Origin of the sequence: Gemmiger sp. An194 (assembly GCF_002160145.1) — a bacterium.
Taxonomy (GTDB): Bacteria; Bacillota; Clostridia; order Oscillospirales; family Ruminococcaceae; genus Allofournierella.
Window position 1 is genome coordinate 140,340 of sequence record NZ_NFKA01000005.1, and the last position, 24,065, is coordinate 164,404.

The window sequence follows — 24,065 nt, forward strand, 5'->3', positions numbered from 1 at the left end:
GCAACGTAACACGGTGTTTTTTTGCTGCCAATTCATTGCAAACAGACCAATCTTCCCTTTTTATCACACAAAAAGGAGGCCGCTCAAAAAGAGCGGCCTCCTGCATTCACAGATATTTAGTAATCTTCGGGAATCAGCACGCCATAGGTGCCGTTTGCCCGGCGGTAAACCAGCTGGATCTGGTCATCGTCCATGTTGCGGTACAGGTAGAAGCTGTGCCCCAGCAGATTCATCTGCAGGATCGCCTCTTCGGTGGTGCAGGGTTTCACCACGAAACGCTTCTCGCGGATCACATCGTAGCTTTCCTCCGGTTCCGGCTCGGCGGGCCATTCCACGGCTGCCGAGCGGGTGAGCTTGTCGCCCAGGCGCTTGCGGTTTTTCACGAGGCGGCGGGTGAGCAGATCAACTGCATCGTCCAGGGCGTCTTCCATGCGTTCCTGCATCTTTTCCGCCCGGATCACAAGGCCCTTTTCCCGCACTGTTATCTCAACGGTCTGGCCGCTTTTCTCCACTGTCACCGTTACCTGCGCGTCGGCCTCGCCATCAAAGAACTTGTCCAGCTTGTCCAGCTTTGCCTGCGCTTTCTCGATGAAACTGGGTTTCAGGGAAACTTTTCTGCCAGTGCATGTGACCTTCATAAAACCAATGCCTCCTTTGTGGCAAATATCCCGGATATATTTTGTGCTATCCGCATTGATATCTGCCGTTCTGATGGTTATATTGTATCACATTTGTACAAAAAGAAACAGAGTAAAACCGCACTAACTTGTAAACTTTTTGTGTTGCAACAGTGACAAAACGCTTTCGGTCAGGAAATGAACAAAAAAACCGCGGCCGCTGCCTTTTAGCAGTGAACCGCGGGTTTCTTTTACTGTTCCCAGCTGATCATCCACGCCGGCGGGAATAACCGCCGCCGCGCCGGTTTTCGGTGACGCGCTTCAGGTCGGAGATCTTCTCCTCACTCTGGCTCTTGAACTTGGCCATCATATCCTCAAAACTCAGATCGCCCTGGGGCTGCTGCGCCTTGGGCTGCCACACACGGGGACCATCGTTCCGGTTCTGACGGAGAGGACGGCCGCCGTTTGCGCCGCCCTGGCGGGCGGGCCGGGCCGGACGGGGCTCCGGCGGCAGAGTGCGCTTGATGGAGAGGGCGATCTTGCCGTCCTCGCCGATGTTCATTACCTTGACCTTCACGGTCTGACCTTCGGTGAGCACCGTGGACAGATCCTCAATAAAGCTGTTGGAAACCTCCGAAATGTGTACCATGCCGGTTTTGCCTTCCGGCAGCGCGACAAACGCGCCGAACTTCTTCACACCAGTAATCTTGCCTTCCAGGATCGCTCCTACCTCTAACTGTAACGCCATGTAACCCCTGTTTCTCCTATTATTTCAAAAATTATTTTTTATGTAAAAGGCCCGCAACACCGGCATCAAATACCGGCCGCCCTTTGCATCCTGTTTATTTTCCGGTCATATCCACAAAGACACGCTCGTTGGGCTTCGCATATCCCAGCTGGTCCCGGGCGACCCGTTCCACGATCTCTTCATCGGTGCCGGACTGCAGAATCCGGCTGAGCTCGTCGTTCTGGGCCTGCTGTGCCTCCAGCTGCTGCTCCACTGCATCCAGCTGCTGCCGCTTGGCGGCAATTTCCACCTGGTTGAACACCATGCCCACTACCAGATAAGCGGCCAGCGCCACAAGGCCCAGCCGCAGCACGAGGGAAGAAAAGCCACCCTTCTTTTTTTCGATCTTGGTCATACCCGGCAGCCCCCCTTTGCCGGCGTGCTTTGCGGTACGCCTTAAACCTGGTATTGATTAGAATTATACAACACCTTGGCCTTTTTTTGCAACTGTTTTGTTTGTCGTTTTACCAGAGCAGTGCGCAGTTTTTTCGCCGTCCGGCCTGTTTCGCGGCCGCACAGACGGCCCACCGGGCGCACTGCTGTGATCCATACCAGCCGCACAGGCAGCAGCACCAGCCACCGAACCAGACTTCGCACCGCGGCAAGCCCCGGCGCCAGCACAAAAAAATACCCCCACAGCCCGGCAGCGGCGCCGGCAGCCATATACCAGCGCACCGTGCCGCTGTAGCTGCGGCCTGCGGCAAAGCTGTGCAGCAGCACTGCCGCACACACAAAGGCAGCCAGATCCAGAATCAGACACACCGGGCGGCTGCCACCCAGCAGCCAGCGCGCCCCGTCGTAAGCCGCCGCCAACAGCAGGCCCAGTCCCAGGCAGCACAGCGCGTCCGCCAGGACCAGTGCCTCGGGAATGTGCGCCGCCATACACGCTCAGCGGGCCAGGCGGCGCAGAAAGCCGCCCGGGCTCTTCACCGGCTCCGAATACTGCATATACTCGATGGTGCCGAAGATCTTCAGCTCCCCGGTCTGGATGGAAAGCTCACTCACCTGAATGTTCCTCCCTCCGATGACCAGTGTACCCAGCTGGGTTTCCAGAGTAGCCCCCTGTTCGTCGTAGCTTACGATCCGGGTCACACCGGTGGCGGTAAGGGTCCGCCGATCCTCCACGATCAGGTTGTGGGGCAGCTTGACCGGTTCCGGCGCGGGCTGTTCAAAACGTTTTTCCTGCATTCTTTCACCTGCTTTTGCCGCAAGGGCTTTTTTCACATTGTATGCAAAAGCAGGCCAGCATTATTCCTCGATGACCTGGTACATCTCCCGGGCCACATCCTTGCCCATGGGTGCGTCAGTGGACAGCACCTTTACCTTCACCGGCTTGTTGCCGAAGGTAATCTCGATCACGTCGTCCACCTTTACCGCATAGCTGGCCTTGGCGGGCTTGCCGTTCACCAGAATGCGGCCTGCGTCGGCCACTTCGTTGGCCACGGTACGCCGCTTGATCAGGCGGCTGACCTTCAGATATTTGTCAATGCGCATTGCTTGTTCCTTTCCTCGGATACGAAAAATCCCGCCGCCGGGACCGTGAGGCCACCGGAAGCGGGCAGTGTATTCCAAAAAGCTTACTTCGCCACAGCGTCCTTCAGGGCCTTGCCAGCCTTGAAAGCGGGGGTGGTGGTAGCGGGGATGGTGATCTCCTCTTTGGTGCGGGGGTTGCGGCCCTTGCGAGCGGGACGCTCACGGGTCTCGAAGGTGCCAAAGCCGACCAGAGACACCTTGTCGCCCTCGGCCAGAGCCTTGGTGATGGCCTCTACAGTAGCATTCACAGCCTGCTCAGCGTCTTTTTTAGAAAGGCCGGCGTTCTCGGCGACCGCGGCGATCAGTTCAACTTTCGTCATGTTCATATACCTCCAAATGATTTATCAGTAACAAAGGTGTTACACCTTTGAGGACTGCTCCTCGTTCTTGGCCTGCCGCCAAAGGGCGCGGCGCTCCTCATCGTTCAGACCGGCAAGTGTTTCACTCCCGGCCAGCTCCTCACAGCGGATGATCCGGCTCTGGTACCGATCGGACGCACCGGTGAGCACCTGCTCCGGGTCCACGCCCAGCGCACGGGCCAGACCGGCGGCGGCAAACAGCAGATCGCCCGCCTCTTCGGCGGCATTCCCCTGCCCCTGCATCGCCTGCTCCAGCTCTGCCAGCTCGTCCTTCACATCGTTCAGGGCGTCCCGCGGCTGCTGATAGGCAAAGCCGTAGGCCCCTGCCCGCTTCTGCAGCTTGGCTGCCCGCATCAGCGCCGGAAAACTACGTGGTACGCTCTCCAGCCGATCCGTGGCTGTGGCACGGCCCTTTTCGGCGTTTTTCAGCGCTTCCCAATTGGCCAGCGCCTGACCGGTGGTGGCTGCGGCGGTCTCCTCACCAAACACGTGGGGATGGCGGTAAATCAGCTTTTTGCAGATGCCGTCGCACACATCGTCAAAGGTAAATGTGCCCTTCTCGGCCTCCATCTGGCTGTGCAGCGCCACCTGGAGCATCACATCACCCAGCTCCTCACACAGCAGATGTGCGTCGTTCTGGTCGATGGCATCCACCGCTTCATAGGTCTCCTCAATGAAGTTCATCCGGATGGACGCATGGGTCTGCTCCCGGTCCCAGGGGCAGCCGCCCTGCGGTGCACGCAGCTGCGCCACGATGCGCACCAGGTCCTGTGCATCATACCGCTCCTTGGGTGTGAAGCCCATGGAAACCGCCCCCTTCGCTTTGTGACTCCTCATATTCTACCCTAGATAAAGCGCCATTTCAAGCCCTTTTCCCCTATTTTTGGCCCCCGAAGGCCGTTTTCATACCATGCTATAGAAATCCTGCCCACTTTGGCGCTTTTTTATGGTGAAAACAAAGATTTTTCGCGGGTTTTCTCCCCACCGTTTCTTCACAGAAAAAGCGGGCGGCGGACATTTTTTCGCCCGCCGCCCGCAACAATTCAATTGGTCTCACGGTTTTTGGCAGGCAGAGTGAACACTACCGCCTGGCCCACGCCCGCGTCGCCGATCTTAAAGCTGTGCCCCACAGCCAGAACAAAACAGGGCATCCTCATCAACCTCCGCGCCGCACTGGGGGCAGGTCTTTTTTCCGGGCTCCTGTGCAGGTGCGGTGTAGGTGTAGGTATAGGTGCTCTGACCCTGGCTCTCCTGCTTCTTCAGCGTTTCGATCTCCTCTTCAATGGCGCTGATCGCGTCCACGTACTTCTTCACCAGCAGATCGTTCTTCTCGCCGTTCTTTTCCAGGCTGTAGACCAGTGCGCCCAGCTGGCGCTGCGCCTTGCTCAGGCGGGTCTGGGCGTTCATCAGGTCCACCTGCTTCTTGCCCTTCTGAGCCAGATCGGTGGCAGTCTTCTTTGCACTGTCGGCCAGCTGTGCACCGGTTTCCAGGATCTTATCCAGATCGATATTCATTAGCCAAACACCTCTTTCTTTTATGGTGCGGCGCGTCAGGCGCGCCGGGAATGCATTGCTTGTTGTTTCATTATACTCTAAGGTGCTGCAGCACGCAACGGCTCAGCCTAAAAATTCCCGGAGCATGGAATTCTCCGGCACCAGGTCCAGGCTCAGCGGGTCCACCAGCGAAAAGCAGCCCGCCAGAGCATTCAGCCGCTCGGCATTGGGATGATCCTCCGGCAGCTCGCCCGCCAGCGGGGTCACAAAGGGTGCCAGCAGACAGATCTCATAGCTGAAGGAAGTATCCATCAGCAGGTCTGCCTCCTTCTTGAACACCTTGATGAACTTATCCTCACCGGCACACACCCGCTCCCACATGTTCAGGGTCTTTTCCAGGCTGTGGCCCCGGAACTTATAGTCCCGCACCATGCGGCGGGCCAGGCGGATATCCCGTGTGGGCAGCACCCGCTGTCCCCGGTAACTGTATTCCTCCCGCAGGCCCGCGTATACCTTATACACCTGATCCCGGGGGAGGCTGTCGGTCAGCTGGGGATTCAGGGCGTGGATGCCCTCCACGATGCACACCCCGCCCTTCAGCTCCAGAGGAATCTTTTCCGGCTTCCGGTTCTCGGTGAGGAAGTCGAATTCCGGCAGCTCGGTGCGCCCGGTGGTGATCAGCTCGTTCAGGCATCGCTGGATCTCATCCACATCCAGCGCGGTGATGTTCTCGTAATCCTTGCTGCCGTCCGGCAAACGGGGATACTCGTTCAGGTTTTTATAAAAATTGTCCAGGCTGACCACCTGGGATGCCACGCCGCGCAGCCGCAGCGCCTCAGCCAGCTTGTGGGCCGTGGTGGTTTTGCCGGAGGCAGAGGGCCCGGTGAGCATGACCACCGAGCAACCGCTGGCCAGCACCTCGCTGGCGGCGGCATGCACCCTGCCCTCATATTCGTGCTCACAGTGGCGGGCAAAGCTGGCCGCACTTTCGGCGGCGGTATTGATCAGACTGACCTCAACCAGTCGTTTCGGAATCCAGATAGCGGGCATAGAATGCACTCACTCCTTCTTTGCGGCGGAGGATCTCGTCGAATCCTTCGATGTATTCCGCCGGGTATTTGTAGTTGAAGATCCGCTCGATGCGGCTGCCGCCCGGCTGGCACAGCTTGGTGCTGCCGCCCGCGCCGGCGGACAGAATGGAGTGGATCTCCTCCATGATATAAATATTATAGTACCCCTCATAGCCGGGTTTACACCAGCCGGTGTTTTCCAGGTTCTTCAGGGTATTCTTCTGCCGGTAGAGATAGTACGGCCGGTAGCCCGCATCCGCCAGACGCTGGTTTGCCAGCTCCACCATGGCGGCCACATCGGCATAGGCCTCATCCCGGTTTTCGATCACCAGATTGGACGCCCGCTTCAGGGTGAGGGTGTGCACGGTGATATTCTCCGGGTCCAGTGCGATGGCCTGATCCAGACTGGCAGCAAAGCTTTCCACCGTGTCGCCGGGAAGGCCCGCGATCAGGTCCATGTTGATGTTGCCGTGACCGACCTGCCGCGCCTCGGAAAAGCACTGCAGGATGTCCGCCGCGGAATGCTTGCGGCCGATGTTGGCCAGCACCTGATCGTTGAAGGTCTGGGGATTGATGGAGATGCGGCTTGCGCCGTATTCCTTGATGACTGCCAGCTTCTCTGCATCGGTGCAGTCGGGACGGCCCGCCTCCACGGTGTACTCCTCCAGCCGGAAAAGGTCGAAGCATTCCCGCACGGTGCCCATCAGCTGACGCAGCTGGTCTGCCGAAAGGCTGGTGGGGGTGCCGCCGCCGATGTAGATGGTTTTCAGATTCAGCCCGCAGTGCTCGGCCTGCCGCTTCATCTCCCGCACTTCCTCGCACAGCTTATCCACATAGGGCTGGACCAGCTTCTGATCCCGGCCGATGGTGCGGGACACAAAGCTGCAGTAGCTGCATCGGGAGGGGCAGAACGGGATGCCGATGTACAGGCTGTAGTCCAGCGGCTGCCGACCGGCGATGATGGGCTTTTGCAGGTCCGCGATCTGCAGCGCCAGCGAAAAGCGCTCCGGAGTGCAGTCGTAGCGGTCCACAAACAGGTCCCGGATGGCCTCTTCCGACCAGCCCGCAGCCCGCTTGTCGTGGATGATGCGCACCGGGCGTACGCCGGTGAGCTTGCCCCAGGGCATACGCAGACCGGTGGCCTGACCCAGCAGCTCATACAGAAGGCTGCACAGGGCAAACTCCACGCTCTCGCCCTCCCGGGGCAGGGGCGCGGTACGCACCAGACACTTACCGCCCCTCCGAACACCCGCCGCCAGACGGCAGCGGCCCGCAGCGGCAAAGACCAGATCCTCACTGCGAACATACTTGGCAGTCAGGCTGGCACCGGGGAAAAACATACGGGCAATGTTCTCCGGCTCATAACCGGAGATGCCGCCCTTGATATGAATCAGCATAAATGCTCCTCGTCTTGCTTCAAACAAACATCAGATAGGGATTCTCGGCCTTTTCCTGGCCCAGGGTAGTGAAATCACCGTGGCCGGGCAGCACCGTGGTATCGTCCGCCAGAGGCAGGGTCTTGATCTTTTTCAGGCTGGCCCGCTGATCGGCAGGGCTGCCGCCTTCCAGATCGGTGCGGCCCACACCACCGGCGAACAGGGTATCGCCCGCAAAGAGCAGGCCGGCACACTCGATGATCCAGGAACCGGCAGTATGCCCCGGCGTGTGCCAGGGAGTAAACTGCGCCTCATCCACCTGAATGGAGGTGCCGTCCTCGTAGCAGGCGTCGTTTTTGGCCACCGGGTACATCTCATCCCCCTTCGCGTCGGCGGGGTCCAGCCAGACCGGGCAGTTCCAGCGGCGGCGCAGCTCTTCCACGCTGTAGACATGGTCAAAATGGCCATGGGTCAGGAAGATATGGGTCAGCTTGGCGTTCTTTTCCGCCAGCAGGCGGTCGATCTCGTCCGCCGCCGGGGCCGGGTCCACTGCCACGGCGTTGCCCTGTTCGGTAACGATCACAAAGCTGTTGGTGTAATAGGGCGCAGGGCCCCGCAGATGATATACGTTCATGGGGTCTCCTTCTTGTTCGGGAAATCGTTTACCACTCGTCGGTATCGATCACAATGGTCACCGGGCCGTCGTTGGTCAGGCTCAGCTGCATATCGGCACCGAATTCGCCGTGCTGTACCTCTTTCAGGCCCTGCTCATTCATCTTCTCCAGGAACAGCTCATAGGCCTGCACCGAGAGCGGGGGCTTGGCGGCAGCAATGAAGCTGGGCCGCTTGCCTTTCTTTGTGTCCGCGTAGAGGGTGAAATTGCTCACCACCAGGGCGGAATAGCCCAGCTCCACGGCGCTCTTGTTCAATTTGCCCGCCTCATCGGAAAAGATGCGCAGATGAGCGCATTTTTCCGCCAGCTTGGGCACAATGGCCAGGGTGTCAGTATCCTTCACGCCCAGCAGAATTACCAGACCGGGGCCGATGGGCCGGGGTGCGCCCCCGTCCACCACCACACTGGCGCTGGTCACACGCTGTATTACAGCTCGCATTGGTTTTCTCCTTGTCCTTGAGATTTATACGCGCATCACGCTGACAACGTCCTTCACCCGGCGCAGCTTGGCCAGCACGCTGTTCAGATGCTCGGTGCTGGCGATGCCGATGGTCAGCGACATGGAAGCGCGTCCGTTGTCCACCGCGCGGGCACTCATGGCGTATACCGGCACCCGCAGGTCGGCCAGGGCCATGGCCACATCGCCCACCAGACCGTTGCGGTCCATGGCGGTCAGCTCCAGAGTAGCCTTGTAGTTCTCCTGTTTGGTATCCTCCCAGTAAGCGCGTACCCAGCGGCCACGGTTCTCCGGGTCGTTCATGCTGGCCTGGGCATTCTGGCAGTCCTTTTTGTGGATGGACACGCCGAAGCCACGGGTGATGAAGCCCACGATCTCGTCGCCAGGCAGGGGGCTGCAGCACTTGGCGAACTTCACCGGGCAGTTGTCGATGCCTTCCACCACAACGCCGTCGCTGCCCTTGTATTTTTTCAGGGGGATGTCCGCCAGCAGGTTGGCTTTCTCGTCGCCCGCCTTCAGCTTGCCGTATTCGTCCTTGATCTTGCCCATCAGACGGCTGATCTGCAGACCGCCGTAGCCCAGCGCCGCATACATTTCGTCGGCGCTGTTCAGCCGCTGGCGGCGGGCGATCTCAGCCATGAACTCATCCCACTTGTCATCCGGGACAGTGATCAGGTTGCGGCGCATCTCCCGCTCCAGGGCTGCGCGGCCCTCCTGAATGTTCTCCTCCCGGCGTTCCTTCTTGAACCAGTTCCGGATCTTGTTGCGGGCCTCGCTGGTGGTCACGATCTTCAGCCAGTCACGGCTGGGACCCTTGTCCGCCGGGCCGGTGATGATCTCGATGATCTCGCCGGTGACCACTTTATGGTCGATGGGCACGATGCGGCTGTTCACCTTGGCACCGATCATCCGGTTGCCCACCGCCGAATGGATGGCGTAGGCAAAGTCGATGGCGGTGGCTCCGGCAGGCAGGTTGATCACATCACCCTTGGGCGTGAAGGCAAACACCTCTTCGGGCAGCAAGTCGCCCTTGATGTCCTGCAGCAGGCTGCCGGCATCCTCGTTCTCCCGCTGGCTTTCCAGCAGCTGGCGAACCCAGGCCAGGCGCTCCTCCAGACGATCGCTTCCGCCGCTCTGGATACCAGCCTTGTATTTCCAGTGAGCCGCCACGCCGTATTCCGCCATCTGGTCCATCTCGCGGGTGCGGATCTGCACCTCAAAGGGGATACCCTCGTGGCCGATGACGGTGGTATGCAGCGACTGGTAGCCGTTGGGCTTGGGGGTGGAGATATAGTCCTTGAACCGGTTGGGCAGCGGGTGGTACATGTCGTGGATCACGCCCAGCGCATTGTAACACTCGGCCACCGTATCCAGGATGATGCGCACCGCGTACACATCGTAGATCTCCTCAAAGTCCCGGTTCTGCATGAACATCTTGCGGTAGATGCCGTAGACGCTCTTGACGCGGCTCTTCATAATGGCTTCCGGCATGCCGTTTTCCGCCAGCCGTTCCCGGATGACCTCGGCAATGTGGGTCACAAATTCCCGGCCGCCGTTTTCTGCCAGCAGCTCCTTGATATTCTCATAGCCCACCGGGTCCAGATAGCGCAGGCTGCGGTCTTCCAGCTCTTCCTTGATGTTGCTGATGCCCAGACGGTGCGCGATGGGCGCATAGACCTCCATGGTCTCCAGAGCCTTGTCCCGCCGCTTCTGCTCGGGCCAGGCATCACCGGTACGCATGTTGTGCAGCCGGTCGCACAGCTTGATGATCATGACCCGAACATCCTGGCTCATGGCCATGAGCATCTTGCGCAGGTTCTCGGCCTGCTGCTCCTCCACCGAGGAGAACTGGATCTTGGTCAGCTTGGTGACACCGTCCACCATATGGGCCACATCCGCGCCGAACTGGCTTTCCAGCTCATTCAGTGTGACCGAGGTGTCCTCCACCACGTCGTGCATCAGGGCGGCGGCCAGGCTCTCGGTGTCCATGCCCAGATCCACCAGCAGCATGGCCACATGCAGCGGGTGACAGATATAGGGCTCGCCGGAGCGGCGGAACTGGCCGCTGTGGGCCCGCTCCGCCAGCTGGTATGCCTTGTCCAGCATCTCCATATCGTAAGGACGGCCCGATTCCAGGACCATTTGCTTCAAATCATCGTATACTACATATCCAGCCATGGATCATGCCTCCAGTGCCTTGAGTATCGGGGCCGAGAACAGGTCCTGTTTCTGGGCCACCGGTACCGGCGCATACTTTTTAGCCCCGCCGGTCTCGCAGATCTCCACGAGACCCAACTGGGTCAGGGCGGTCAAACCCGCCAGAATCCGCCCGGTATTCTCCGGGCCGAGTTTCGCAAAAACCGGCTGCAGATCCTGCGCCCACACCTCGCCCTTCTGGATCATGCGGTAGAGTGTCACGATCAGGGCGCGCTGGGGCAGCAGCTCCTGCCGCTGCCGGTCAGGCAGTTTGCTGCCGTGTAAAAAGGCGTCAAAAAGCGCCGCCTGCCGGGCAGTCTGGGCAGGCAGGCCCGCGGGGCGCAGCTCCCGGATACGGCCGGACAGCTGGGGCCCGTTCTTTCCTTGATAGATGGACAAAGTGATGGCTGCATCCACCCGGTCGCCGGTCTGGTAGGGCAGCTGGGCCACACTCACGCCAAAATAGGCAGCGTACAGACATCCTCCACCCTGGCGCAGCCGCAGCCGGCAGTGACGCCCGTCGCTCACCGGATAAACGCCCTCGATCAGTGCATTTTCCAGAAGGAACAGGGGCGCGGGATTTCCGTTGCCGCAGGGGGCCAGGTAGTCCAGGCCCTCCACCTCCTGCACGGTCAGCGTGTCCAGCCGGACGGTCACATCCAGCTCCAGCGGCGGGCTTTCCAGCACCGGGTATTCCCGGGCGGCAAACTCGTTCAGCGCCTTGCGCAGCGCCGGGATATTTTCCTCCTTCACCGAGAGACCCGCCGCCAGCGCATGGCCGCCAAAGCGCAGCAGCAAATCGCCGCAGGCGCTGATGGCCTTATGCAGGTTGAAGCCGGGCACACTTCGGCCGGAGCCCTTGCCCTCACCCTCCTGCACGCTGATCACGATCACCGGCTTGCCGTAGTGCTCCACCAGACGGCTGGCCACGATGCCGATCACGCCGGGATGGTAGTCCTCGCCCCAGACCAGAATCACCCGGTCGTTCTGGCGGGCGGGGTCTGCCGCCAGCTGAGCTTCGGCTTCGGCCATGATGCGCTGCTCGGCCTCCTGCCGGGCGATGTTGCTGGCCACCAGCTGGTCGGTGAGCTGCTGGGCTCTTGCCTCGTCCTCACACAGCAGCAGCTGCAGCGCGCTCACCGCGGAATCCATCCGCCCGGCGGCGTTCAGCCGGGGCGCGATGGCAAAGCTGATGCTCTCGCTGGTCACGGGCTTGTCGCCCAGACCACAGGCCTCCAGCAGCGCCAGAAGGCCGGGCCGCTCGCTGTTCTGCAGTGCATACAGGCCGTGCTTTACAATGGTTCGGTTTTCCCCCTGCAGCACCATCACATCCGCCACGGTACCGATGGCCGCCAGATCCCCGCAGAAATCCAGCAGCAGCTCCGGCTCGCAGCCGTCCAGCGCGGCACACAGCTTGAAGGCCACACCCGCGCCGGAAAGGGTCTTGCAGGGGCTTGTGTCGTCCGCCCGCGCAGGGTCCACCACCGCCACTGCCTCCGGCAGAGTTTCGCCGGGCAGGTGGTGGTCGGTGATCACCAGGTCCACGCCCAGCTCCTTGGCGCGCCGGGCCTCCTGGACGGCGGTGATGCCGTTATCCACCGTGATGATGAGCTTATAGCCCTTTTCGGCCAGCTGCTCCACGATGGCGTTGGTCAGGCCGTAGCCATCCTCCTCGCGGCTGGGCAGCTTGCAGCGCACATTGGCGCCCATCCCACGCAAATGAGAATATAAAAGGGCGGTGGCAGTCACGCCGTCCACATCGTAATCGCCAAAGATCACGATGGGCTGCTCTTCGTCCACCGCCTGTAAGATCCGCTGGACTGCTTTGTCCATATCCCGCATCAGAAACGGGTCGGACAAGGGAGCATCCTGCTCCAGAAATTCCATGGCCTGCTCGGGGCTGCTCATGCCCCGGACCACCAGGATACGCGCCAGAAGCAGCGGCGCGCCGATGGCGTTCGCCAGCCGTGCGGCGGCCTGCTCATCGGGCTGCTTGACTTGCCAGGCTCGATAGGTCATTGATTGCTTTGCTCCTTTGAATAGAAAGTATCGTCCGCCGAAAGACCGTCCTGGGCCAGCATGGCCTGCATGGCGCTGATCTCGGTGGATACATCCAGCGCGGCGTCGCTGAGCAGATCGTCGCGCAGGTTCTCGAAGGCACGGTTCACCGTATGCAGGATGCCGGTGATCTCCAGCTTGATGTTCCCTGCCACGTCGCCCTTCTGGTCCTTCACATCGTCGTAGGTTTTCAGCAGCTTCAGGGTGGTGGGCATGTAATACCGCACCAGACGGCGCACCTTTCCGGCGCTGTTCGGGTGGTCCTCCACCCAATCCAGAATTTCACCGGCCTGGGTCTGCATGCGCACCAGCTCCTGCTGAAGGTCCGGTTCGTCCGCCGCGGCGGCTGCATGCTCACCCAGCACCTTCAGAAACTGGGCTCCCTGATCCAGAGTCGCCCGCAGCTCGGCCCCTGCCGGGTCTGCCTCCTCCTGCTGACGGCGGGTCTCCTGGGCGCGGCGCTCCTCTTCCTGTTGGCGCTGCAGCTCCCGGTATTCCGCTGCGTTCAGGAAAAATCGTTCTTCTTCCTCATCCAGATAGGCGTTGGGCAGCCAGCCCTTGCGAATCATAAGGGTCAAATCCTTCTTTACGAAGGAAACCGGGCGCTGCACCACTTCACTGAGCCGGGTCAGCGGCACATTGGTCTGCTGGCCCATACCCATCAGGTAACGCTTGCGGCGGAAACGGCGTCCCGGCTGCACAAACAGCCAGCGGGCGCCCAGGGAAACAGCAACGCAGAGTCCCAGTGAGATGAAACTGAGCACGACATCTGTTGCAAAAACTTCAGGAATGCCATACATAAATCCGGCCACAAAGATCAGTATGCTGAACAAACCCAGCACCACCGCGCAGCCCACTGCAATGGTTCCGCCCATCATGCAAAGACCGTTGGCCAGCGTTTCACCCAGCCGGTCCGCTGTCCGGTCCATGCGTGCAACCACTCGGCTTGCCGCAGCCTGTGTGCGGGGTGCGTTGTAACGGGGCGTACTGGTGGCGGAGGGGCGCACGGGCTGCGGAGGCTGCTGGCCCTGCTTGCCTGCGGCCTGGGCCTCGTTCAGGCTTTTCTGCACCTGCTCCCAGCCCTCCTTCAGGCCTCGGCCCACCTCGGCGGCCACGGCAACGCCCAGCTCGTTCATGCTGCGGCATACCTCGTCCAAGTAGGGGTCCTGGCTGCCGGGGGTGCGGCCGCTGCCGGTCTGGCTGCGGCGCTGCTGGCCCTGTCGGCCCCAGGCATCGTATTCATACGGTCGTTTGTCTGCCATCTTCTCTTCCCCATCCATTCCGTTTTACTGTTCTGCTTTTTGAGCTATGCTCAAAATGCAAAGCTTATGTCATTCCTGTGGGCCGCCAAAGGCCATCAATGCCCGGGCACAGCGCAGCCCATCCACAGCGGCACTCACGATACCGCCCGCGTAGCCCGCGCCCTCGCCGCAGGGATACAGTCCCGGCAGCGCGGTGCACTGCAGATCCTCCCCGCGCTCCAGTCGCACCGGACTGGAGGTACGTGTTTCCAGGCCGGTGAGCACCGCATCTGCCGCGGTATAACCCCGCAGCTTGCGCCCGAAGGCAGAAAGGCCGGTACGCAGCGTTCCGGCCAGCTCCTCGGGCAGCAGACTGCCCAGATCACAGGCACGAACCCCTCGGTCATAGGTAGGCTCTACCCGACTCAGGTCCAGCCGCCCCTTACCCTGCAGAAAGCTTTGTACAGTTTCCGCGGGAGCTGCATAACCGCCGCCGCCCGCTACATAGGCCGCCCGCTCCAGCTGGCGCTGGAAGGCGATGGCCTTGGCCGGGTCCTGGTCAAAATCCCTGCCGTCCACGCTGACCACCACCGCTGCGTTGGCGTTTTTGCCCGCCCGGGCGTGGTAGCTCATGCCGTTGGTGAGCGCACCGCCCTCTTCGCTGGCCGAGGCGACCACCTGACCGCCGGGACACATGCAGAAGGTATAGACACAGCGCTCGCCCACATGCTGGCTGAGCTGGTATTCCCCCCGGGGCAGAGCCGGATGGCCCGCCGCCTGGTGATAAAGACTTTTTTCGATCTCGGTCTGCAGATGCTCCGCCCGGAAGCCCACCGAGAAAGGCTTGCATACCAGGGGCAGGCCCTCATTTTGCAGCATCTCGAAGGTATCCCGCGCCGAGTGACCCACCGCCAGAATCAGCGCCGGAGTGGCGATATCTCCGCCGGTAGTCTGCACACCGCAAAGCTTGCCATTTTCCCGAATCAAGCCGGTGAGGCGGGTGTTGAAGCGCACCTCGCCGCCCAGCTGCTGGATCTCGCCCCGGATGGACTGGATCACGCCCCGCAGCAGATCAGTGCCCACATGGGGCTTCTGCCGGTAGGCGATCTCGGCCGGTGCACCGTGGCGCAGCAGCGTCTGGGTCACAAAACCGCACAGCTCGTCGTTGATGCGGGTGGTCAGCTTACCGTCGGAAAAGGTGCCCGCGCCGCCTTCACCAAACTGGATGTTGGCGTTGGGGTCCAGCTGACCGGTGGCGGAGAAGTGCTCCACCGCCTTGACCCGCTCCTCCAGAGCCGGGCCACGCTCCAGCACGATGGGCCGGTACCCCGCCCGGGCCAGAGCCAGCGCGGCAAACAAACCTGCCGGACCGAGGCCGCACACCACAGGGCGCCCGCCCAGCGGTGTTTTTGCGATTTCAGGCCGGAATTCCACCTGCTTGGATATAGCAACGCAGGGCGCGGCCCCGGCCAAGGCCGGTTCCGCACCCTCGTTTCTCAAGGTGATGGCGATGGTATACACCAGCACGGGCTTGCCGTGCCGGGCATCCACCGAAAGTTTTGCCACCCCCGCGCTGGCCACCTGGCTTTCAGGCAGGCGCAGGGTTTTCAAGGCCATGGCTTTGGCCTGCTGCTCGGGCTGGGGTACATTCAGCCCCACCCGAAGCCCTCGAATCAACAGCATATTTTCTGATCAGCTCCCGGAATTTACTGTGATGGAACACTCTACCGAATAGCTGCCCACTGCGAAAATGGTGCTGGAAGAGGGTACCGATATGGAGGCCGAAAGGTTCTCCGTGCCTGCGACCACCTGGCTCTGGCTCATATCCACCGTGGCCACCACGCTGCTGGGAGACAGCTTCTCCAGCTCTTCCTCGGGGCCGATCAGGGTCACGTTCGCAACCTTGGTGTCGTTCACCGTCACGTTGTAGCCATCCGGCAGATTGACAGCGCGGATATTCGCCACATTCAGGGTCCGGCTTGCAAGGCCGGTGGTGTCGAAGCTCAGGGTAATGGTCTTCACATTGTTCTTGCTTTCCACACCCTTGGGCAGGTTCACGGTGAGGCTGTAGGACTTATCCAGCTCGAAGGTGGACAGATCAAAGTCGCTTACCGCCAGTTCGGTCAGGCTTTCCAGCGTCTCGGGGCGGCCGCTCACCACCATGGTCTCCTGGGACAGGGTGTAGTTCAGACTATTCAGGTCAAAGCCCTCCGGCACGTTGATGAAGTTCACCGCCAGGGGCAGTTCCTTGGTCTGATAAATATTGATGGTCACATCCACCACCTTGGTATCCATGGTGGTGTACTGCAGGCTCAGAGGCTGACCCTGAGCATCCTGCGCCTCCAGTGCAACCGTCTTGATCTTGCTTTCCGACATGTTCTCCAGGTCAGAGCTGGACTCCACCCGGGCCACGATCCGGTCGATGCTGTCCACCTCACTGGCCGGGCCGCTCACGGTCACCGAGCTGGGGGAAGCCACGGTGCCCTGCAGGATGTAGCCGTCCGCGATGGTCAGATCGCTGGCCTGCACCTGTACGGTAAAGGTCTTTTCCTCCACGGAATCGAACACCACGGTGACCCGCTCATCCTTATTCACGGTGGCCTTTACCTGGCTGGCGCTGTCCCGCACCAGCACACGCAGGGGAAGCGTTACCTCGCCGGGGCCGTTCACCGAAGAATAATCCGGATAAACCACAAAGTCTTCCGCCTTCAGGCCGCTCAGGTCATACCCGTTGCCCTCCAGCTTCAGAGAAACATTCTTTTGGGGATTATTCACGATATCCAGCCCTTTGCTGGTATAGCTTGTGGAGTTGTAATTAAAATCCACCGGCACATTGTAAATGGTGAAGGTGGAGTTGGGGTTGATCACCATGGTAACTACCATCCACATTGCCACCGCCAGCAGGATGGACAGCGGAATGGAAAAACGCCGGTCGTCCAGCAGAGATTTATCTTTGTCCTTTTTCATTCTTTTTTCTCCAGAAAGAAGATTTTTTAGGAGTGTCCTGCTGTTCGGGAGGAACCAGCTCCTCCTGCAGCAGATTGAACAGATTCTGACGGTCCAGCCGACGGATCAGCACGCCGTTCTTTGCCAGCGAGATGATGCCGGTCTCTTCACTGACCACCACCACCACCGCGTCGGAGTTTTCGCTCATGCCCAGCGCCGCCCGGTGACGGGTACCCATATCCTTGCCGATCTCCAGATTATCCGAAAGAGGGAGCACACAGCCGGCCGCCTTCAGCATACCGTCCCGCACCACTACGGCACCGTCGTGCAGCGGGGTACCTTCGTAAAAAATGGTGCCCAGCATTTCCCGGTTCACATCGCCGTTCAGCGGGGTGCCGGTGCGGATGATCTCGGACAGATTGGTGTTGCGCTCCAGCACGATCAGCGCGCCGGTGTTGGTGTCGGACAACTGCTCCGCGGCGTCGCAGATGGCCAGGCAGGCGTTCTGCCACTGGGCACGCAGGCCCGGGTCCATTCGGCGGCTGCGCAGCAGCTTGGACGCCCATTTGTCCGTGCGGCCCATCTGCTCCAGCGCCCGGCGAAGCTCCGGCTGGAACAATACCACCAGCGCCAGGATACCAACCTGCAGCACGCTGTTCATGACCCACATCACGGTGCGCAGCCCCAGGATATACGCCAGCGCATAGACCGCAACCACAACAACCGCGCCCTTGGCCAGCTGTGCGGCCCGGGTCTTGCGGATCACTGCCAGCAGCTCGTAGATCACGAAGGCGACGATGGCAATATCCAGAATATTCTGCGGCTGCAGCCAGATGGACATCAAATTGCCCACAAACTGGCTGATTTCAAACCCATTCGCCACAAAAAAACCTCCTGTTTGCGTCGATCCGGCCCGTTGGTCCGGCGGCGCAGTGTTTCAAAACTCCATGTGATTTCTATATGGCGTGCCCCGGTCAGCTCTGCCGGATCACACACCATATCTGCGCATGTTACCATTGTTAGTATATCACACGCCCGCAGGCTTGAAAACCTTTTTTTGGGTCTGCCGGTCAGCGGGTGATCAGCGCCACTGCGTGTACCGCGATGCCCTCACCCGCGCCGGTAAAGCCCAGTTTTTCCTCGGTGGTAGCTTTCACACTCACCTGCTCTTCGGAAATGCTGAAGGCTTCGGCCAGATTCCGGCGCATGGTGGGAATGTGGGGTGCCAACTTGGGCGCCTGGCACAGGATGGTGGAGTCGATGTTTTCGATTTTCCAGCCCTGTTCCGCCATCAGGCGGGCCACATGCCGGGCCAGCTCCAGGCTGTCCGCTCCCTTGTAGGCGGGGTCGGTATCCGGAAAATGCTTGCCGATGTCGCCCAGCGCAGCAGCACCCAGCACCGCATCCATCACTGCGTGAGCCAGCACGTCCGCATCGGAATGACCCAGCAGGCCCTTCTCGTAGGGGATATCCACCCCGCCCAGAATCAGCCGGCGGCCCTCCACCAACTTATGTACGTCGTATCCGTGACCAATGCGCATGCTTGTCTCTCCTTTCAGGTCCTCAGGTGTGGTGATCTTATAGTTTGCGTAGTCGCCCGCGGTCAGCACCACCGTCCGGCCTGCCTGCTCGAACAGCTGGCAGTCGTCGGTAATGGAATCGTCCGCCGCGTGGGCCAGCAGCTCCAGATACAGCGCCCGGTCAAAGCACTGGGGCGTCTGCACTGCGAACAGAGTCTCGCGGGGAGGAGTCCCCTTCACCCGGCCGTCCTCTGCCTGCTTGATGGTGTCCTTCATCGGCACCGCCGGGGCCGCCGCACCGATGCTTGCCGCTGCCTCCAACGCCTGCGTGATCACTGCCTCGCTCACAAAGGGGCGGGCCGCGTCATGGATGGCCACCAGCTCACCGCTGGCCGCGCTCACGCCGTTGCGCACGCTGATCGCCCGGGTGGCTCCGCCGCGCACCAGGGTCACTGGCTTTTCACAGGCAGCTGCCGCCGCACGGGCGGGGCCATCGTTCTCGCCGGTCACCAGCACGATGTCCTTCACCAGCGGGTGCCGGTCGAAGGCCCGCAGACTCATTTCCAGCACGGTGCCTCCGGAAATTCGGCAGGAAAGTTTATCAAAGCCCATCCGGCGGGAAGAACCGGCGGCCACAATCACAGCGGTAACTGTTTTATTCATGCTTGGTGCCTCCTGGCGCGGAATCGCCCGTCCTGCAAAGCGTTCCGCTTTCATTCTTTATAACAGATACATTATATCGTATCCTGCTCTAAAAATCCACCAGGTGCACACCACCCGCGCACAAAAAACAGGCCGCCTCGGCACCATATGCCGAAACGGCCCGTTCTCTCCCCCGCCTTTTTCCCTTCTCAGGCCTGGCGCTGCTTTTTGTCCAGCCGCATCCGGTCGCTGATCATGGCCACAAACTCCGAATTGGTGGGCTTGCCCCGCAGGTTATGGATGGTATAACCGAAGTAGCTGTTCAGCGTATCCACATCACCCCGGTCCCAGGCCACCTCGATGGCGTGGCGGATGGCCCGCTCCACCCGGCTGGCGGTGGTTCCGTTCTGCTTGGCAATTTCCGGATACAGCCGCTTGGTCACCGCGTTGATGTAATCCTGGTCCTCCATGGTCAGAAGGATGGCATCCCGCAAAAACTGGTAGCCCTTGATGTGAGCAGGCACTCCGATTTGGTGCAGGATCTCGCTGACCCGTACCTCATCATTGCCGGTGCCGATCTGCCGGTGCACCGGTGCCTTGCCCAGAGCCTTCATCGCCCGGCCTGCCAGAATCTGCTCGTCGAAGGGGCGTACATAATAAAAGGCAAACCCGCTTTCCAGCAGTTCCTGTTCCGCCGCCTCGTTCTGGAAGGGACCGGTGGCAAAGAATACGGCGCTGCCTCCCTGGGCCTCGTAGCGCTGCTTTACTGCCAGTGCGTCCAGCCCGGGCATGAACACCTCCAGCAGCACTGCGCGAGGCCGGTATTCCAGCATTTTCTCCAGTACCTGCGTACCGTCCTTCGGGCACACAACAACCTCCATACCGCGGCCTTCCAGCGCGGCAACGCAGGCGGCAGTGGCCGCTTCGCCCAGATCGGTCATCAAAAACTTCATGGTTTCCATTGTTGCTTCCTCCTGTTTTTACATCCGTTTTGCGGGTGGTTTCGCTGTGTTGTTTTAACAATGGAAATTTTACCATATATTTCCAGCTATTGCAATAGTTAATTCCAGTTTTTACCATATTATTGGAAATATTTTCCTGATTCTTTTCTCCTTTTTTCGGCTCCTTGTGCACAAAACTGCTGGGTTTCCCCTTTGTCCGGCAAATCATGTCCCCCAGGAAAACTAAAACGCAGCCCTGTACACATTGGCACCTGGCTGCGTTGCTGCTATTTTTATATGTAATATCGGGCATTCCGCTGTGGCTGCTGTTTTTTCAGACCTGCTTTCTCCTCTCCCAGGCATAGCCGAGCCCAAAGACCACGATCATGTAAAGAACTGCAATCACCTGCAGTGCCAGTGCGGTTGCCTCGCCAATAAAATTAGGCTGGGATTCAAACAACATTGCCAGTCTTCCGAAAAGATAAGTGGGCGTAGCCGCAGAAAACATCTGCGACGCCGCCACCAGGAACAGATTCACATTTTCCTCCGGCAAAAGAACACGCTGCCACACATATACCACCAGCGACAGAAACCCCGTTGCATTCCCTATAAGAAGCGAGCGCAGCACATTCCATCCGATGCGGGCATACCGTCCTCCGAGATAAAACCAGAACACCGTTGTGGCCAGAGGCAGCAAAAAAAGAGGAGCGAACCGATCACAGGCAGGCGCAAGGTAAAATTCACAACAAGTCCGACCGCGACTGGAACCAGCGTCAGTAAAACCAGCGTACTTTTCTTCATACTGCTCACTCCTTTTTCAATTCCGATCGGAGTTTTCTCTTACTATTATTATAATACTATCCCTATCTGCTGTTGTCAGCCCTGTTTTTACAATTATGTAAGGCAGCCTGCCCGGCTGCCAATTTTACTCGCCAGATTTTATCGAGAGTGAGCCGTCCGCCGTTTCCAGCATGGTCTGGGCGAAGATGCCGTAGCCGCGGGTAGGGTCGTTCACCAGCACATGAGTCACCGCCCCCACCAGCTTGCCGTCCTGCTCGATGGGACTGCCGCTCATCCCCTGCACGATACCTCCGGTGGCACTCAGCAGCTGCGGGTCCGTCACCCGGATGACCATATTCCGGTTGGGGTCCTCCTGCCCAAGGGAAACCCGCTCGATCTCCACATCGTACCACTGTGGGGTAGTGCCCTCCAGTGTGGTAAGGATGCGGGCCGGACCGCATCGCACCTCCTGCACCTGTGCTACGATCATATCCTGCCCGCTGCACAGCACCCGAATGTTCCCATAAACCCCGGTGGCCCCATTGACCAGAATGTCTCCCATGGCGATCTGACTGGTAAAACGCCCCTTCAGCTCGCCAGGCACCCCAGCCTCTCCTTTTTCATAGCCGGTGATAGTCACCGGGGCAATCTCGCCGCTGCGCAGGGCAATACTCTGACCGGTATCCGCATCGCTGATCGGGTGTCCAAGGCCACCGTATATGCCGATGGAATTGTCCACAAAGGTAAGGGTGCCGATGCCTGCGGAGGAATCCCGCACCCACATGCCTGCCCGCCAGGAGCCGCTTTCCTCATCCCGCACCGGTTCCAGGGTGGCGGTATGCTGCTCACCTCCGCGCTGGTAAATCACCTCCACCGGACGGCCTGCGGCTTCCTGCAGAGCATCGGCCACATCCTGATTGTCGTGGGTGTCCGCTCCATCAATGGACAAAATACGATCGCCGATTTTCAGTCCGGCGCTTTTTGCCGGGTTTGCGCCGCCACCCGGGGCCGGAATGTCGGTAAATCCTACGATCGTTGCACCTTCGGCAAACATTTTGATTCCGAAGGGTGTACCGCACACGGTTACAGCCCGCTGGTCCACTGCCACCGCGCGCACGGTCTTCACCGGAATGCGGCCCAGTATGCTCAAGGTTACATTGTAGCTGCTGCCCACAGGCACTGCGCCTGCCTGGGCGGCACCGCCTTGCTGCATGGGCTGCAGCCAGGGCAGCTGTGCAATGCGCAATGTCTGCCCCTGCTCCACCAGAAAGGTATCGGGCAGCTGGCAATACAGATATCCCCAGCCGCACACGAACAACGCGCCGACCGCCGCAAGGGCAGCAAGACCGCGCCGGACCCAGTGAATCATACCAAACGCTCCTTTGAAAATGGTCTTATGGTTCAGTATGTACCGTTTGGGGCCATTTCATGTAAGCAGGTAAAACGTAGGGCAGCCTCCGGGCTTTTGATTGACAAAACCAGCCGGGTCTGATATAGTAAAAGCACATTCCCCGTATTTTATACACGGAATGCATGCGGATCAGGCGTTTTGCCCCGCCTCGGGTGTCCTCCCCGGGTGAAAATAGAGGATTTTTTCTTGTGCGGATATGGCGGAATTGGCAGACGCGCTGGTTTTAGGGTCCAGTGTCCAAGACGTGCAGGTTCAAGTCCTGTTATCCGCACCAAAAAGCCCAGCCGATTGGCTGGGCTTTTTTCTGTTTATTTGGTGCTTTTGCCCACAAAATGATATAATGGAAGCAAACAGCAAGCCTCCACACATTCAAACGAGGTGAAGTGCCATGAAGAGAACCATTGCTTTTGTGTTGACCGTTCTATTGAGCATCCTTTTGACCGGGTGTACCAGAACCGAACACATTGCCCTTCCTTTCACTGCTTCCGATGTGGAACGCGTAGAAATATTTCACTACGTTGTACCCGCCGACGCAGAGAAGAAAACCGTCACACGACCGGAGGACATTTCCGATCTGGTGGACACCTTCGATGGTCTTTCGGTAACAGACAAAGAAACCGAGCCGGTTGCGGGCGGCTCGATCACCAGTTTTCGATTCCGGCTTTTTGACGGAACAGTTTATGAAATCGTGTACTCCTCCATCGCCGTCAAATCCGGCCGGATCAGCACAACCGGCTCCAAACATGACTTTTTTACCTCCGCAGACATCGAAGCCAGCTGGAGCAACTGCGATTATGAAGCTGTGCCCGCAGCAGAAAATGAACTGCCGTTTGTTTTCTGACCGGGCCGCACTTGCTGTAGAAAAACCGCCGCAAAGAGCAGAAATTCTTCGCAGCGGTTTTTTGAACTGTTGTTCTTCCGTGTTCGTTATTCCATATCCTGAGCTTTCATCTTTGCAAGTTCTTTTTTTCTGGCAGCTTCATGCCCTTCGGCCCACATGAAGAAGAAAATCAGCGTGGGAGACACAATGATTTTCCAGTCCTGTGGCCAATTGACCATACCATGGGAGAACGCAGCTGCCAAAAGGACGAGCCACGCCAGCGGGATGATGCCGCCCACATACCAATACCTTGTCGGGCGGCGGCTGGCCCAATAGTGGAACACAAGCACTGCAAGGGCAACCACAAGTGTTATCGCAAGTCTCATAGCTGTTCTTCTCCTTCCTTTATAGATCCTTCACTCGCATTTGTTCCATTTCCTTCTGCTGCAGCTTTTGGTATTTGTCCCGTCCGGTTCCCCAGTCGCCAAAAAACAAGGTGTTCAGAACAATGAACTGAAACAGATACCGCATTTCCAGCGGAACCGCGCCGCTGGAAAAAACCCAGATGGTCCCCGCAAGAATCAGACACGGAATAATGCCGCCCCACAGGGGATTTTTCAGCTTTGTACACAAAAGATACTCGGCCACCATCAACACCAGAGCAATGGCAAAACCGGCAGCAAGCTCCAAAACCGACACATCCATCATTTGAATCTCTTCCTTTCCTCGCATATCTTTTGCCCGATTGCGTTTCTCTTCGGCAGGTTTGCACTTCACCTTTCAAAAAGCGCAAAGAAGCTGGTTGCACGAACTCCAAAATTTCAATGCGGTGCGTATCATTCCCCCTTTTCCTGCTTGTATTTATCGATGATAAGCTTTGCCGCTTCCAGATCGATCCGGGAATCCACCGCCAGGCCCTTGATGAATGTGGCAAATGGCTCCTCCTCTTTTTTGTCCCCCAGTTCGATTTTCTGGATCAATTTATCCAGGCGCAGCCGGACTGTGGGATAGGACACCTCATACAGCTGGGCGATCTCCTTCAGCGACCCGGATTTTAAAACAAAGTTTTTCATGAAAGCGGCGTCTTCCGGCTCCAGCGCAAGAATCCACTGCGGAATCTCGTCAATCTTCATTTCAGTTCTCC

At 59.3% G+C, this 24,065-nt stretch carries 27 protein-coding genes and 1 tRNA gene; 2 read left to right on the forward strand and 26 right to left on the reverse strand.

Annotated features, from left to right (window positions below; translation table 11 throughout):
• Positions 1 to 116: 116 nt before the first annotated feature.
• The 23 genes from hpf to spoIVB all read right to left on the reverse strand — a co-directional run bounded on the left by hpf (position 117) and on the right by spoIVB (position 22,059).
• A complete protein-coding gene (gene hpf, locus B5F28_RS04840) occupies positions 117 to 638 on the reverse strand; it encodes a ribosome hibernation-promoting factor, HPF/YfiA family (protein WP_087293933.1) in 522 nt (173 codons plus the stop codon).
• 247 nt (positions 639 to 885) lie between these two features.
• Positions 886 to 1,365: a S1 RNA-binding domain-containing protein gene (locus tag B5F28_RS04845; RefSeq protein ID WP_087185169.1), complete on the reverse strand. Its 480-nt coding sequence runs from the start codon at positions 1,363 to 1,365 to the stop codon at positions 886 to 888.
• Positions 1,366 to 1,459: 94 nt separating this feature from the next.
• Entirely contained in the window at positions 1,460 to 1,759 is a 300-nt protein-coding gene (locus B5F28_RS04850; protein WP_087293935.1) for an FtsB family cell division protein, read from the reverse strand.
• 41 nt (positions 1,760 to 1,800) lie between these two features.
• The gene (locus B5F28_RS04855) at positions 1,801 to 2,286 is read right to left on the reverse strand and encodes a hypothetical protein (protein WP_087293937.1); all 486 of its coding nucleotides are present in this window, start codon (positions 2,284 to 2,286) and stop codon (positions 1,801 to 1,803) included.
• A 6-nt stretch (positions 2,287 to 2,292) separates the two neighbouring features.
• Positions 2,293 to 2,592, reverse strand: a complete 300-nt coding sequence (locus tag B5F28_RS04860) for a YabP/YqfC family sporulation protein (protein WP_087185172.1) — start codon at positions 2,590 to 2,592, stop codon at positions 2,293 to 2,295.
• A 60-nt stretch (positions 2,593 to 2,652) separates the two neighbouring features.
• Complete coding sequence (locus B5F28_RS04865) at positions 2,653 to 2,898, reverse strand: RNA-binding S4 domain-containing protein (RefSeq protein ID WP_058966714.1); 246 nt, start codon at positions 2,896 to 2,898, stop codon at positions 2,653 to 2,655.
• 83 nt (positions 2,899 to 2,981) lie between these two features.
• Positions 2,982 to 3,257: an HU family DNA-binding protein gene (locus B5F28_RS04870; protein WP_058966716.1), complete on the reverse strand. Its 276-nt coding sequence runs from the start codon at positions 3,255 to 3,257 to the stop codon at positions 2,982 to 2,984.
• A gap of 39 nt (positions 3,258 to 3,296) precedes the next feature.
• Positions 3,297 to 4,100 (reverse strand): nucleoside triphosphate pyrophosphohydrolase, encoded by an 804-nt coding sequence (mazG, locus tag B5F28_RS04875; protein WP_087293939.1) that lies wholly within the window; start codon positions 4,098 to 4,100, stop codon positions 3,297 to 3,299.
• A 309-nt stretch (positions 4,101 to 4,409) separates the two neighbouring features.
• Positions 4,410 to 4,811 (reverse strand): zinc ribbon domain-containing protein, encoded by a 402-nt coding sequence (locus B5F28_RS04880; protein ID WP_242956194.1) that lies wholly within the window; start codon positions 4,809 to 4,811, stop codon positions 4,410 to 4,412.
• Between the two features lie 102 nt (positions 4,812 to 4,913).
• On the reverse strand, positions 4,914 to 5,840 hold the full coding sequence (locus B5F28_RS04885) for a nucleoside kinase (protein WP_087293941.1): 927 nt from the start codon (positions 5,838 to 5,840) through the stop codon (positions 4,914 to 4,916).
• On the reverse strand, positions 5,806 to 7,257 hold the full coding sequence (hemZ, locus tag B5F28_RS04890; protein ID WP_087293943.1) for a coproporphyrinogen dehydrogenase HemZ: 1,452 nt from the start codon (positions 7,255 to 7,257) through the stop codon (positions 5,806 to 5,808). The genes B5F28_RS04885 and hemZ overlap by 35 nt, the downstream gene beginning before the upstream one ends.
• Before the next feature lie 19 nt (positions 7,258 to 7,276).
• Complete coding sequence (locus tag B5F28_RS04895) at positions 7,277 to 7,870, reverse strand: MBL fold metallo-hydrolase (protein WP_087293945.1); 594 nt, start codon at positions 7,868 to 7,870, stop codon at positions 7,277 to 7,279.
• 28 nt (positions 7,871 to 7,898) lie between these two features.
• The gene (gene dtd, locus B5F28_RS04900) at positions 7,899 to 8,348 is read right to left on the reverse strand and encodes a D-aminoacyl-tRNA deacylase (RefSeq protein WP_087182205.1); all 450 of its coding nucleotides are present in this window, start codon (positions 8,346 to 8,348) and stop codon (positions 7,899 to 7,901) included.
• A gap of 24 nt (positions 8,349 to 8,372) precedes the next feature.
• Entirely contained in the window at positions 8,373 to 10,544 is a 2,172-nt protein-coding gene (locus tag B5F28_RS04905) for a RelA/SpoT family protein (RefSeq protein WP_087293948.1), read from the reverse strand.
• A gap of 3 nt (positions 10,545 to 10,547) precedes the next feature.
• Positions 10,548 to 12,581, reverse strand: a complete 2,034-nt coding sequence (gene recJ / locus B5F28_RS04910; RefSeq protein WP_087293950.1) for a single-stranded-DNA-specific exonuclease RecJ — start codon at positions 12,579 to 12,581, stop codon at positions 10,548 to 10,550.
• Positions 12,578 to 13,882: a hypothetical protein gene (locus B5F28_RS04915; protein WP_143424687.1), complete on the reverse strand. Its 1,305-nt coding sequence runs from the start codon at positions 13,880 to 13,882 to the stop codon at positions 12,578 to 12,580. Before B5F28_RS04915 ends, recJ begins: the two co-directional genes overlap by 4 nt.
• 69 nt (positions 13,883 to 13,951) lie before the next feature.
• Complete coding sequence (locus tag B5F28_RS04920) at positions 13,952 to 15,544, reverse strand: NAD(P)/FAD-dependent oxidoreductase (RefSeq protein ID WP_087293954.1); 1,593 nt, start codon at positions 15,542 to 15,544, stop codon at positions 13,952 to 13,954.
• A gap of 9 nt (positions 15,545 to 15,553) precedes the next feature.
• Positions 15,554 to 16,828: a CdaR family protein gene (locus B5F28_RS04925; protein ID WP_087293957.1), complete on the reverse strand. Its 1,275-nt coding sequence runs from the start codon at positions 16,826 to 16,828 to the stop codon at positions 15,554 to 15,556.
• Positions 16,809 to 17,690 (reverse strand): diadenylate cyclase CdaA, encoded by an 882-nt coding sequence (cdaA, locus tag B5F28_RS04930; protein WP_247643402.1) that lies wholly within the window; start codon positions 17,688 to 17,690, stop codon positions 16,809 to 16,811. The genes B5F28_RS04925 and cdaA overlap by 20 nt, the downstream gene beginning before the upstream one ends.
• Before the next feature lie 187 nt (positions 17,691 to 17,877).
• On the reverse strand, positions 17,878 to 18,990 hold the full coding sequence (gene ispF, locus B5F28_RS15260; RefSeq protein WP_087293959.1) for a 2-C-methyl-D-erythritol 2,4-cyclodiphosphate synthase: 1,113 nt from the start codon (positions 18,988 to 18,990) through the stop codon (positions 17,878 to 17,880).
• A 188-nt stretch (positions 18,991 to 19,178) separates the two neighbouring features.
• Positions 19,179 to 19,931: a sporulation transcription factor Spo0A gene (gene spo0A / locus B5F28_RS04940; protein WP_087293961.1), complete on the reverse strand. Its 753-nt coding sequence runs from the start codon at positions 19,929 to 19,931 to the stop codon at positions 19,179 to 19,181.
• 313 nt (positions 19,932 to 20,244) lie between these two features.
• Positions 20,245 to 20,448: a hypothetical protein gene (locus tag B5F28_RS04945; protein WP_143424688.1), complete on the reverse strand. Its 204-nt coding sequence runs from the start codon at positions 20,446 to 20,448 to the stop codon at positions 20,245 to 20,247.
• A gap of 387 nt (positions 20,449 to 20,835) precedes the next feature.
• Entirely contained in the window at positions 20,836 to 22,059 is a 1,224-nt protein-coding gene (gene spoIVB, locus B5F28_RS04955; RefSeq protein WP_087293968.1) for a SpoIVB peptidase, read from the reverse strand.
• A gap of 232 nt (positions 22,060 to 22,291) precedes the next feature.
• Between spoIVB and B5F28_RS04960 the strand changes: the two genes are divergently transcribed.
• Positions 22,292 to 22,375 (forward strand) — tRNA-Leu (locus B5F28_RS04960).
• Between the two features lie 114 nt (positions 22,376 to 22,489).
• Positions 22,490 to 22,942, forward strand: coding sequence for a substrate-binding domain-containing protein (locus tag B5F28_RS04965; protein WP_087293970.1), 453 nt, complete (start codon positions 22,490 to 22,492; stop codon positions 22,940 to 22,942).
• Between the two features lie 86 nt (positions 22,943 to 23,028).
• Here the strand turns inward: B5F28_RS04965 and B5F28_RS04970 are convergent, their stop codons facing one another.
• The 3 genes from B5F28_RS04970 to B5F28_RS04980 form a co-directional block, all read right to left on the reverse strand.
• Positions 23,029 to 23,307 (reverse strand): hypothetical protein, encoded by a 279-nt coding sequence (locus B5F28_RS04970; protein WP_087293972.1) that lies wholly within the window; start codon positions 23,305 to 23,307, stop codon positions 23,029 to 23,031.
• 19 nt (positions 23,308 to 23,326) lie between these two features.
• A complete protein-coding gene (locus B5F28_RS04975; RefSeq protein ID WP_247643403.1) occupies positions 23,327 to 23,629 on the reverse strand; it encodes a hypothetical protein in 303 nt (100 codons plus the stop codon).
• Between the two features lie 128 nt (positions 23,630 to 23,757).
• Positions 23,758 to 24,054 carry a DUF2089 family protein gene (locus B5F28_RS04980; protein ID WP_087293974.1) on the reverse strand — a complete coding sequence of 99 codons (297 nt, stop codon included), beginning with the start codon at positions 24,052 to 24,054 and terminating at the stop codon, positions 23,758 to 23,760.
• Between the last annotated feature and the right edge of the window lie 11 nt (positions 24,055 to 24,065).